This is a genomic window from Staphylococcus sp. EG-SA-10 (genome assembly GCF_017151945.1).
GTDB lineage: Bacteria > Bacillota > Bacilli > Staphylococcales > Staphylococcaceae > Staphylococcus > Staphylococcus aureus.
In genome coordinates this window covers 1-12,547 of record NZ_JACVZJ010000034.1, presented here as the reverse complement: position 1 = coordinate 12,547, position 12,547 = coordinate 1, and the positions used below count along the sequence as shown (strand labels likewise).

Sequence of the window (12,547 nt, the reverse complement as noted above, 5' to 3'; positions counted from 1 at the left end):
ACACATAGGCGCACTTGTCTCCTTTAGTTTGGGTTTGGTCACTTTAAATTATAGAGGCAATTGCGCTTTTTGTGTATTAAAAAAAGCAGGAAGTTTTACCTTCCCACCATAAAAGATGAAGAACCTTTTAATACTTAAAAACTAACGAAGTAAACTTGTGTGCACAAATGGTTTTTATACAACATTTTATAAATTTATACATTTTAATAAAGAACATACGATAGATAGTTTAAACCTTTTTAACTGAGAAATTTTGATATGTATTTTTCGAAATTTAACTAAAAATACGTAAGTCAAGAAGCACAATTATTAATCATTTTTCCTATACAAAAGTTCGTATGACTGCATTATAAAAGCATAAATTTATAATTTTTTTAAATGTCATTGAACGTGATAATGTGAATGGATTGAGCAATTTTGAAAAAGTGAAAAATAACCTATGCGACTTGCAATTAATTTTCAGTACGTTATAATGCACACTGTGCAAAATTAAGGAGGTCTATTATTCACATGATGATGAATAAAGAAGCAACAAAAATTGGATTTGCCTACGTCGGCATTGTAGTGGGCGCAGGATTTTCAACAGGACAAGAAGTTATGCAATTTTTCACTAAATATGGCTTGTGGGCTTATTTAGGTGTCATTATATCTGGTTTTATTTTAGCTTTTATTGGGCGCCAAGTAGCAAAAATTGGTACTGCCTTTGAAGCGACAAACCATGAATCAACATTACAATACGTATTCGGTGAAAAGTTTAGTAAAGTCTTTGATTATATTTTAATCTTCTTCTTATTTGGTATAGCTGTAACCATGATAGCAGGTGCAGGCGCAACATTTGAAGAAAGTTATAACATACCTACATGGCTAGGTGCATTAATTATGACATTAGCAATTTATGTAACATTGCTATTAGACTTTAATAAAATAGTACGTGCCCTTGGTGTCGTTACACCATTTTTAATTGTTTTAGTTGTATTAATCGCTGGCGTGTATTTATTTAAAGGTCATGTTTCATTAGCAGAAGTTAACCAAGTAGTGCCTGAAGCAAGTATTTGGAAGGGAATCTGGTTTGGTACAATATATGGTGGATTAGCTTTTTCTGTAGGTTTTAGTACCATCGTAGCAATCGGTGGGGATACTGAAAAGCGTACAGTGTCAGGTGCAGGCGCGATGTACGGTGGTATTATCTATACTGTATTACTAGCATTGATCAACTTTGCATTGCAAAGTGAATATCCAACTATTAAAAATGCCTCAATTCCAACATTGACGTTAGCAAATAATATCCATCCTTTAATAGCAACAGTGTTATCTGTTATTATGCTGGCAGTTATGTACAATACAATTTTAGGACTCATGTATTCATTTGCAGCACGTTTTACAGAACCATATAGTAAAAATTATCATATCTTTATTATTATAATGATGGTAGCAGGTTATTTATTAAGTTTCGTAGGATTTGCTGAATTAATTAATAAGTTATATACAATTATGGGATATGTAGGCCTATTTATTGTAGTAGCTGTAATTATTAAATATTTCAAACGTAAAAATGCGGATAAAAAACATATTGCTTAATATCATATGATGGATATCCGAAACTTTACAATTGAATCACTTTGTTTTAACCTTAAAAGCAATTCGTCTCTACTCTTATCGGGCGAATTGCTTTTTATATTTATTCAGTCTATTAATATGAGCGTCTAACAAATAGAGAGGTACGATGTAATGAATAAAGATAATAAATGGACGATGATAACTGCGCTTTTTATAGCTGTAATCAGTGTATTGTTAGCATTTCATCTGAAACAACATTATGACCAAATTACAAATGAGAACCATGCTAATAAAGACAAAATCAATATTAAAAATAAAAATGTGCGCATTTATCAAAACCTTACATACAATAGAGTTTTCCCTAACAGTAAATTAGATATTATTACACCTGTTGATATGTCTTCAAATGCCAAACTGCCAGTTATTTTTTGGATGCACGGTGGTGGTTATATTGCGGGTGATAAGCAGTATAAAAACCCATTATTAGCGAAAATTGCTGAACAAGGGTACATTGTTGTGAATGTAAATTATGCATTGGCGCCACAATATAAATATCCCACTCCATTAATTCAAATGAATCAAGCAACTCAATTCATTAAAGAAAATAAAATGAATTTACCTATTGATTTTAATCAAGTAATTATTGGCGGTGATTCTGCAGGTGCTCAATTAGCAAGCCAATTTACTGCAATACAGACAAACAATCAATTAAGAGAAGCCATGAAATTTGATCAGTCATTCAAACCATCGCAAATTAAAGGTGCTATACTATTTGGTGGTTTTTATAATATGCAAACAGTTAGAGAAACTGAGTTTCCAAGAATACAGTTATTTATGAAAAGTTATACTGGTGAAGAAGATTGGGAAAAGAGTTTTAAAAATATTTCACAAATGTCGACAGTAAAACAATCGACAAAAAATTATCCACCAACATTTTTATCTGTTGGAGATAGCGATCCATTCGAAAGTCAAAATATAGAATTCAGTAAGAAACTACAAGAATTGAATGTACCAGTAGATACTTTGTTTTATGATGGTACGCATCATTTACATCACCAATATCAATTTCACCTTAATAAACCTGAATCGATAGATAATATCAAAAAAGTGTTACTTTTCTTAAGTCGTAATACATCTTCTAGTGGTATTCAAACTGAAGAGAAACCACAAATAGAAAATCCGAGTAATGAATTACCGTTAAATCCTTTAAACTAATGATAAACAGTAGTAATTTATTACTTAAGCAACATTTAAGATCTTCAAATTGAAAACGAAGAATTTAAAACATGTGGGGCTAATGTGTAAGTGTCTGAGATATAATAAATTGTTAGCGGTTCTTTATCATTTCTGTCCCACCCTATTATGATGTGACATTTATTTACAAACTAATTTGTTTTGAACCTGAAAATAACTTTTTACAACTAAATAGTCAAAAAACAGTGTGCACATGATATAATAAATTTATAAATTGAAAAGAATTCAAAAGAAAAATTAAAATATAGATTGAGCACGAAGTGATTTGAAAATAAGGTTGTGAAAGGAAATGACAAGGTCAGCATTAAAACCATTTAAAAATAAACGCGTTATGGTTACTGGACGTATACATCGTGTTTTGTTTAAAAATTATTTAGATAGACATAGCACATTTAAGCCGAATGTAAGGATATTATTAAAAGATGTAATTGTTTCAGGTGTTTCAATAGATCATTTATGGCTATATGAGACAAATAAATACTATGCATTGGCAATGGAACTTATTCATCAACGAGTAAAATTTAGTGCGAATGTTGTACCGTATTACAAAATAAATAGAAATAATAATTTATTCGTACAAGATTATGGAATTAAGCGTAAAGGTAAGTTAGTTACTGAAGAAACTTACATTCAAAACAATCAGTATCAGGATAAAATATATGAAAAATTACCGAATATAGATTTTAGACTCGAAGATTTTTATAGTAAGGAAAACTAAATAATATATATAAAGCACCACTAAGCGTAGTTGATCAATTACACATTAGTGGTGCTTTATTTTGAATTAAAATTTGATAAATGAATAAGTGTATACGCATTCATTTAAGATTAGATGACATTGATAAGGATGAGTAATGTATTAGGTAACCATTAAATTCGTTGTTATGCGATTCTGATACAAGATTATGATAAAATAGCTTTAATTAAGAATTTTAGCCATCATATAGTCATCGTAATATTTACCATCGATAAATAACTTATCTTTTAAAACGCCTTCGATTTGAAAATCAGCACTTTTAAAAAGCTCGAGGGCAGGTTGGTTATTGAGTGGTACATTTGCTTCAATTCGGTGTATTTGATTGTTTAAACACCAAGCCATAATGGCATCAAGAAGTGCTTGTCCAATTCCACGATGTTGATATAATTTCTTTACACCTAAATCAATTTTAGCAACATGTTTAATGCGTTGAAATGGTGTCGTATTAACAAAGGCAAAGCCAACGAGTTGTTCATCACTTTCAGCAACAAAGATGACTTTATGTGGAGAAGTGATATATTCTTCTAATTGTTTACTAGCCGATGTGACGCTAGGATCATATTCTCCTGGTGTGTAGAACATATACGGAGATTCGTCGTATATTTTCGCTAACATTGAAATGAAATTTTCTACATCTTTGATACTAACTCTACGTATAATATGGGCCATAAAAAGCCTCCAGTATTTTGAAATTTTAAAACATTTGCTACTATTATAATATATATGTAACTAAAAGGTGGAGTAATATGTTTTTTGGTTACAGTTTAAAGGAGTATTTTAGATGAAACCTAAAGTTTTATTAGCAGGTGGAACAGGATATATTGGTAAGTATTTAAGTGAAGTGATTGAAAATGATGCTGAACTTTTTACTATATCAAAATATCCAGACAATAAAAAAACAGATGATGTTGAAATGACTTGGATTCAGTGTGATATATTTCATTACGAACAGGTTGTTGCCGCAATGAATCAAATAGATATTGCTGTATTCTTTATCGACCCAACAAAGAATTCTGCCAAAATAACACAATCATCAGCAAGAGATTTAACATTAATCGCAGCAGATAATTTTGGTCGAGCAGCGGCCATCAATCAAGTAAAAAAAGTAATCTACATACCTGGGAGTCGTTATGATAATGAAACAATTGAACGCCTAGGTGCATATGGTACTACTGTAGAAACAACAAATTTAGTTTTTAAACGTTCTTTAGTTAATGTAGAATTACAAGTTTCAAAGTATGATGATGTTAGATCAACGATGAAGGTAGTTTTACCAAAGGGATGGACATTAAAGAACGTTGTAAACCACTTTATTGCATGGATGGGTTACACTAAAGGAACTTTTGTGAAAACAGAAAAATCACATGATCAATTTAAGATATATATTAAGAATAAGGTGCGACCGCTCGCAGTATTTAAAATAGTAGAAACAGCTGATGGAATAATAACTTTAATTTTATTGAGTGGAAGTTTAGTGAAAAAATATACAGTTAATCAAGGGAAGTTAGAATTTAGATTAATCAAAGAGTCGGCAGTCGTTTATATACATCTATACGATTATATCCCTCGATTATTTTGGCCGATTTATTACTTTATACAAGCACCAATGCAAAAAATGATGATTCATGGCTTTGAAGTTGACTGCCGGATTAAAGATTTTCAAAGTCGATTAAAATCAGGAGAAAATATGAAATATACTAAATGATATTGGGTGATATGGATGCAAATACTACTAGTAGAAGATGACAATACTTTGTTTCAAGAATTGAAAAAAGAATTAGAACAATGGGATTTTAATGTTGCTGGTATTGAAGATTTCGGCAAAGTAATGGATACATTTGAAAGTTTTAATCCTGAAATTGTTATATTGGATGTTCAATTACCTAAATATGATGGGTTTTATTGGTGCAGAAAAATGAGAGAAGTTTCCAACGTACCAATATTATTTTTATCATCTCGTGATAATCCAATGGATCAAGTGATGAGTATGGAACTTGGCGCAGATGATTATATGCAAAAGCCTTTTTATACAAATGTATTAATTGCTAAATTACAAGCGATTTATCGACGAGTGTATGAATTTACTGCTGAAGAAAAACGCACGTTAACATGGCAAGATGCCATTATAGATCTATCAAAAGATAGTATACAAAAAGGTGACGATACGATTTTTCTATCCAAAACAGAAATGATTATATTAGAAATTCTTATTACCAAAAAAAATCAAATCGTTTCGAGAGATACAATTATCACTGCATTATGGGATGATGAAGCATTTGTTAGTGATAATACGTTAACAGTAAATGTGAATCGTTTACGAAAAAAATTATCTGAAATAAGTATGGATAGTGCAATCGAAACAAAAGTAGGAAAAGGATATATGGCTCATGAATAATTTGAAATGGGTAGCTTATTTTTTGAAATCTCGCATGAACTGGATATTTTGGATATTGTTTTTAAACTTCCTTATGTTAGGTATTAGTCTAATCGATTATGATTTTCCAATAGACAGTTTATTTTATATTGTCTCTTTGAATTTAAGTTTAACAATGATTTTTCTTATATTGACATATTTTAAAGAAGTAAAATTATATAAGCATTTTGACAAAGATAAAGAAATAGAAGAAATTAAACATAAAGATTTAGCGGAAACGCCATTTCAACGTCATACAGTTGATTATTTATATCGTCAAATCTCAGCTCACAAAGAAAAGGTTGTTGAGCAACAGTTACAATTGAATATGCATGAACAGACCATTACAGAATTTGTGCACGACATAAAAACACCTGTGACAGCCATGAAATTATTAATTGATCAAGAAAAAAATCAAGAAAGAAAACAGGCATTACTATATGAATGGTCTCGTATAAACTCGATGCTGGATACACAGCTGTATATTACTAGATTAGAATCTCAACGCAAAGATATGTATTTTGATTACGTGTCACTTAAACGCATGGTCATTGATGAAATACAATTAACAAGACATATTAGTCAGGTTAAAGGTATTGGTTTTGATGTTGACTTTAAAGTGGATGATTATGTTTATACAGATATAAAATGGTGTCGTATGATTATTAGACAAATTTTGTCAAACGCATTGAAATATAGTGAGAATTTTAATATTGAAATTGGGACAGAATTAAATGATCAACATGTTTCGTTATATATTAAAGACTATGGCAGAGGTATTAGTAAAAAAGATATGCCGCGAATATTTGAACGAGGATTTACGTCAACGGCTAACAGAAATGAAACGACGTCTTCAGGTATGGGTCTATATTTAGTAAATAGTGTAAAGGATCAATTAGGTATTCACCTGCAAGTCACGTCGACTGTTGGTAAGGGGACAACTGTCAGATTGATTTTCCCATTACAAAATGAAATTGTTGAACGCATGTCGGAAGTGACAAATTTGTCATTTTAAACATGCGTTTTGTTACTTAGAATTGATACATCAATGCAGCTTCAACGTTATAATAAGATAGATGTTAGTCATATGTTAAATTGAAGATACAAGTGCCAAAGCCTAAAGGAAATGAAGTTAAGATAAATTATAGGAGTGTTAAAGTGGCAATTTTAGAAGTAAAACAATTAACAAAAATATATGGAACTAAAAAAATGGCACAAGAAGTGTTGCGAGATATCAATATGTCTATTGAAGAAGGCGAGTTTATTGCTATTATGGGTCCCTCTGGATCTGGGAAAACGACATTATTAAATGTTTTAAGTTCAATTGATTATATTTCACAAGGTTCTATTACATTAAAAGGAAAAAAATTAGAAAAGCTTTCAAACAAGGAATTATCTGATATACGCAAGCATGATATTGGTTTTATTTTTCAAGAGTATAATTTACTGCATACATTGACTGTTAAAGAAAATATAATGTTACCACTAACGGTACAGAAGTTAGATAAAGAACACATGTTAAATCGTTATGAAAAAGTAGCAGAAGCATTAAATATATTGGATATTAGTGATAAATATCCTTCTGAATTGTCTGGTGGACAAAGACAACGAACATCTGCTGCAAGAGCGTTTATTACATTACCTTCTATTATATTTGCTGACGAACCAACAGGTGCACTGGATTCTAAAAGTACTCAAGATTTATTAAAACGATTAACAAGAATGAATGAAGCATTTAAGTCTACAATTATTATGGTAACGCATGATCCTGTTGCAGCAAGTTATGCCAATAGAGTAGTGATGCTAAAAGATGGTCAAATTTTCACTGAATTATACCAAGGGGATGACGATAAACATACCTTTTTCAAAGAAATAATACGTGTACAAAGTGTTTTAGGTGGCGTTAATTATGACCTTTAACGAGATAATATTTAAAAATTTCCGTCAAAATTTATCACATTATGCCATCTATCTTTTTTCATTAATTACGAGTGTAGTATTGTATTTTAGCTTTGTAGCATTAAAATACGCGCATAAACTAAACATGACAGAGTCATATCCAATTATAAAGGAAGGCTCACAAGTCGGAAGCTACTTTCTATTTTTCATCATAATTGCATTTTTGTTATATGCCAATGTGTTATTTATTAAACGACGAAGTTATGAGCTTGCATTATATCAAACATTAGGTTTATCGAAATTCAACATTATTTATATACTAATGCTCGAACAAATACTAATATTTATAATTACGGCAATATTAGGTATTATTATTGGTATTTTTGGTTCGAAACTGTTATTAATGATTGTCTTTACATTATTAGGAATTAAAGAAAAGGTTCCAATTATTTTTAGCTTGAGGGCGGTATTTGAAACATTAATGTTAATCGGTGTCGCTTATTTTTTAACATCTGCTCAAAATTTTATATTAGTGTTCAAACAATCTATTTCACAGATGTCAAAGAATAACCAGGTTAAAGAAACAAATCATAATAAAATTACATTTGAAGAGGTTGTTTTAGGCATCTTAGGTATAGTATTGATTACCACAGGATACTATCTATCTTTGAACATTGTTCAATATTATGATTCTATCGGTACACTTATGTTTATTTTATTGTCAACTGTGATTGGGGCATACTTATTTTTTAAAAGCTCTGTTTCTCTAGTTTTTAAAATGGTGAAGAAGTTTAGAAAAGGTGTTATAAGTGTAAATGATGTCATGTTCTCATCATCTATAATGTATCGTATTAAGAAAAATGCTTTTTCACTTACGGTTATGGCAATCATTTCAGCGATTACTGTTTCAGTTCTTTGCTTTGCTGCTATAAGTAGAGCGTCCTTATCAAGTGAAATAAAATATACTGCACCACACGACGTTACAATTAAAGACCAACAAAAAGCTAATCAATTAGCAAGTGAATTAAACAATCAAAAAATTCCTCATTTTTATAATTATAAAGAAGTAATTCATACGAAATTGTATAAAGATAATTTATTTGATGTAAAAGCGAAAGAACCATACAATGTAACAATTACTAGTGATAAATACATCCCTAATACTGATTTGAAACGTGGACAAGCTGATTTGTTTGTAGCGGAAGGTTCTATCAAAGATTTAGTGAAACATAAAAAGCATGGTAAAGCAATTATAGGAACGAAAAAACATCATGTTAATATTAAGTTACGTAAAGATATTAATAAAATCTATTTTATGACAGATGTTGATTTAGGTGGACCAACGTTTGTCTTAAATGACAAAGACTATCAAGAAATAAGAAAGTATACAAAGGCAAAGCATATCGTCTCTCAATTTGGATTCGATTTGAAACATAAAAAAGATGCTTTAGCATTAGAAAAAGCGAAAAATAAAGTTGATAAATCTATTGAGACAAGAAGTGAAGCGATAAGCTCAATATCAAGTTTAACCGGAATATTATTATTTGTAACATCATTTTTAGGTATTACATTCTTGATTGCTGTATGTTGCATTATATACATTAAGCAAATAGATGAAACCGAAGATGAGTTAGAGAATTATAGTATTTTGAGAAAGCTTGGATTTACACAAAAAGATATGGCAAGGGGACTAAAGTTTAAAATTATGTTTAATTTTGGGTTACCTTTAGTTATTGCACTATCACATGCATATTTTACATCATTAGCATATATGAAATTAATGGGTACAACGAATCAAATACCGGTTTTCATAGTAATGGGATTATACATTTGTATGTATGCTGTTTTTGCAGTGACGGCTTATAATCATTCGAAGCGAACAATTAGACATTCCATATAAAATATACAGATGGCTTTCAGTAGAGTAGTGGATTCGGATTCACGTACTATACTGGGAGCTTTTTATTATAAATGAAGAGAAGTTATATTTTTAGCATGTATAGTTGAATACTGGGTTAAAATACCATATTAATAATGAAGTAAAGGTATGAGTGATTATGAAAGTGTTTTGAATGAAATTTATTTAATTGGTGATGCTTTTAATTGAAAAGATTAACAGGATTCAACTTTGTAAATTGTATTAAATGTGAGAAAATAAAAGTATATTCATTGAGAGATATATGAGTCAATGATCGTTTTAAACAAGATAAGTGTATTTTAATATGTAAAAGTTATGTAATAAATATTGTATCGTTGCAAATTTCCCAACTATATCCACTTACAATTTTTAGAGTTTTATAGATAAAAAATTGCCTATACAACAACTTTTTCAAAACAAATGCCTACTACTATTTAAATTTTATGTAAAAGTTAAGTTTCGGAATTGTTAAAAATTTGTAAATTGAATTGTGGGATTGTAAATTTTGTGCTATTTTCATATAAGGGCAAATACAGTAAATTGTTTACTGTGAGGCATTTTTGAAATTAATATCAGTACACTAAAATTATACTGACGATTGATAATAACAAATTTGTATCATTAGTTTGTAAATTCACTTGTCTTAATTTGAAACAAATTATAACTGAATGTGATTGGTGACAATCGCTTAAATGGAGGATTTTAAATGTTTAGTAAGAAAAAAGATAAGTTTATGGTTCAATTAGAAGAGATGGTTTTCAATCTGGATCGTGCTGCTATTGAATTCGGTAAAATGGATTTCAATACTCATTTAGATTTAAAAGCATACTCAGACAACATTAAAACTTATGAGTCACATGGTGACGAATTAGTACATCAAGTAATTACTGATTTAAATCAAACATTTATCACACCAATTGAACGTGAAGATATTTTATCATTATGTGATGCAATTGATGATGTTTTAGATGCAATTGAAGAAACGGCAGCTATGTTTGAAATGTATTCAATCGAATACACAGATGAATATATGGCTGAGTTTGTTGATAACATTCAAAAAGCAGTTGCAGAAATGAAACTTGCTGTCGGCTTATTAGTCGATAAAAAATTATCACATATGCGTATTCATTCAATTAATATTAAAGAATTTGAAACAAACTGTGATGGTATTTTAAGACAGTCAATTAAACATATTTTCAATAGCGAAACAGATCCAATCACATTAATTAAAATAAAAGATATTTATGAAAGCATGGAAGAAATTGCTGATAAATGTCAAATCGTAGCAAATAATTTTGAAACTATTATTATGAAAAATAGCTAAGGGGAGTATATATTTATGTCATATATAATCATCGTCACTATAGCTGTAGTTATTTTCTCGCTGATATTTGACTTTATCAATGGATTCCATGATACAGCCAATGCAGTAGCTACTGCTGTATCTACTAGAGCGTTAACGCCTAAAACGGCAATTTTAATGGCAGCAGTGATGAACTTTATAGGTGCTTTAACATTTACGGGCGTTGCAGGCACCATTACTAAAGACATTGTCGATCCATTTAAATTGGAAAATGGATTAGTTGTTGTGTTAGCTGCAATACTTGCGGCTATTATTTGGAATTTAGCTACTTGGTTTTACGGAATTCCAAGTTCGTCTTCACATGCACTTATAGGTTCAATTGCGGGTGCAGCAATCGCATCTGAAGGCTCATTTGGAGTGTTACATTACCAAGGTTTCACAAAAATTATTATTGTATTAATCGTTTCGCCGATTATAGCATTTTGTGTTGGTTTCTTGATGTATTCAATTTTTAAAGTTATCTTTAAAAACGCAAATTTAACAAGAGCGAATCGTAATTTTAGATTTTTCCAAATTTTCACAGCAGCGTTACAATCATTCTCTCACGGTACGAATGATGCGCAAAAATCAATGGGTATTATTACGTTGGCATTGATTGTTGCTAATGTACAGAATGATGGCAGCGTTGAACCACAGTTATGGGTAAAATTTGCCTGTGCGACAGCAATGGGGCTTGGTACTGCAATTGGTGGCTGGAAAATTATCAAAACTGTAGGTGGTAATATTATGAAAATACGTCCTGCAAATGGTGCAGCGGCCGATTTATCATCTGCATTAACAATTTTTGTTGCGTCATCTCTGCATTTCCCATTATCAACTACACACGTTGTGTCATCATCAATTTTAGGTGTTGGTGCTTCTAACAGAGCTAAAGGTGTTAAATGGAGCACTGCTCAACGTATGATTATTACATGGGTGATTACATTACCGATATCTGCGTTTTTAGCAGCGTTTTTATTCTATATACTTAACTTATTTTTCTAATTGAAAATTAAGCTATACTGAACTTCAGTATCACAAACATATGGTGGTATTGAAGTTCATTTTTTATGTAAGTAGATAACATATTTTATAGAGTTTACATAGATAGACCAAGACAAAGCATTTTAATTTGGGGCTATGTTATAAATGTATTCCATGGAACATAATCAGTTAGGTCATTAAAATATATGTAAGAGCAAAATAATGATTTAATAGTTTATATTCTTCAATGAATGAATAATTAAATAGCTATCAACTTGTTTAATTAACCTAAATTGTGATAAAGTCCGTATAATTGTGTAAAAGTAAAAAGGCCATATAACAGTCCTTTTACGGTACAATGTTTTTAACGACAAAAACATACCCAGGAGGACTTTTACATGACCCAAGTACATTTTACACTGA

The 12,547-nt window shown here is 30.3% G+C and carries 11 protein-coding genes; 10 read left to right on the top strand and 1 reads right to left on the bottom strand.

The features are described from left to right. Positions 1-510 precede the first annotated feature (510 nt). The 3 genes from IDG45_RS13235 to IDG45_RS13225 all read left to right on the top strand — a co-directional run bounded on the left by IDG45_RS13235 (position 511) and on the right by IDG45_RS13225 (position 3,529). A complete protein-coding gene (locus tag IDG45_RS13235) occupies positions 511-1,578 on the top strand; it encodes a YkvI family membrane protein (RefSeq protein WP_000980142.1) in 1,068 nt (355 codons plus the stop codon). Between the two features lie 150 nt (positions 1,579-1,728). Next, the gene (locus IDG45_RS13230) at positions 1,729-2,772 is read left to right on the top strand and encodes an alpha/beta hydrolase (RefSeq protein WP_001030757.1); all 1,044 of its coding nucleotides are present in this window, start codon (positions 1,729-1,731) and stop codon (positions 2,770-2,772) included. 328 nt (positions 2,773-3,100) lie between these two features. Then, on the top strand, positions 3,101-3,529 hold the full coding sequence (locus IDG45_RS13225; protein WP_000198501.1) for a hypothetical protein: 429 nt from the start codon (positions 3,101-3,103) through the stop codon (positions 3,527-3,529). A gap of 201 nt (positions 3,530-3,730) precedes the next feature. Here the strand turns inward: IDG45_RS13225 and IDG45_RS13220 are convergent, their stop codons facing one another. After that, on the bottom strand, positions 3,731-4,237 hold the full coding sequence (locus tag IDG45_RS13220; RefSeq protein WP_000940129.1) for a GNAT family N-acetyltransferase: 507 nt from the start codon (positions 4,235-4,237) through the stop codon (positions 3,731-3,733). 112 nt (positions 4,238-4,349) lie between these two features. Between IDG45_RS13220 and graX the strand changes: the two genes are divergently transcribed. From graX to IDG45_RS13185, 7 genes are all read left to right on the top strand, one after another. Further along, on the top strand, positions 4,350-5,273 hold the full coding sequence (gene graX / locus IDG45_RS13215) for an auxiliary protein GraX/ApsX (protein WP_000802957.1): 924 nt from the start codon (positions 4,350-4,352) through the stop codon (positions 5,271-5,273). 15 nt (positions 5,274-5,288) lie between these two features. Then, positions 5,289-5,963, top strand: coding sequence for a response regulator transcription factor GraR/ApsR (gene graR, locus IDG45_RS13210; protein ID WP_001166496.1), 675 nt, complete (start codon positions 5,289-5,291; stop codon positions 5,961-5,963). Further along, on the top strand, positions 5,956-6,996 hold the full coding sequence (gene graS, locus IDG45_RS13205) for a histidine kinase GraS/ApsS (protein WP_001061247.1): 1,041 nt from the start codon (positions 5,956-5,958) through the stop codon (positions 6,994-6,996). Before graR ends, graS begins: the two co-directional genes overlap by 8 nt. Before the next feature lie 143 nt (positions 6,997-7,139). Then, positions 7,140-7,901, top strand: coding sequence for an ABC transporter ATP-binding protein VraF (vraF, locus tag IDG45_RS13200; protein WP_000985996.1), 762 nt, complete (start codon positions 7,140-7,142; stop codon positions 7,899-7,901). Beyond that, positions 7,891-9,780, top strand: coding sequence for an ABC transporter permease VraG (gene vraG / locus IDG45_RS13195; protein WP_000143606.1), 1,890 nt, complete (start codon positions 7,891-7,893; stop codon positions 9,778-9,780). The genes vraF and vraG overlap by 11 nt, the downstream gene beginning before the upstream one ends. A 724-nt stretch (positions 9,781-10,504) precedes the next feature. Continuing rightward, on the top strand, positions 10,505-11,122 hold the full coding sequence (locus IDG45_RS13190; RefSeq protein WP_000491755.1) for a DUF47 domain-containing protein: 618 nt from the start codon (positions 10,505-10,507) through the stop codon (positions 11,120-11,122). A 15-nt stretch (positions 11,123-11,137) separates the two neighbouring features. After that, the gene (locus IDG45_RS13185) at positions 11,138-12,145 is read left to right on the top strand and encodes an inorganic phosphate transporter (RefSeq protein ID WP_000120365.1); all 1,008 of its coding nucleotides are present in this window, start codon (positions 11,138-11,140) and stop codon (positions 12,143-12,145) included. Positions 12,146-12,547: the final 402 nt, after the last annotated feature.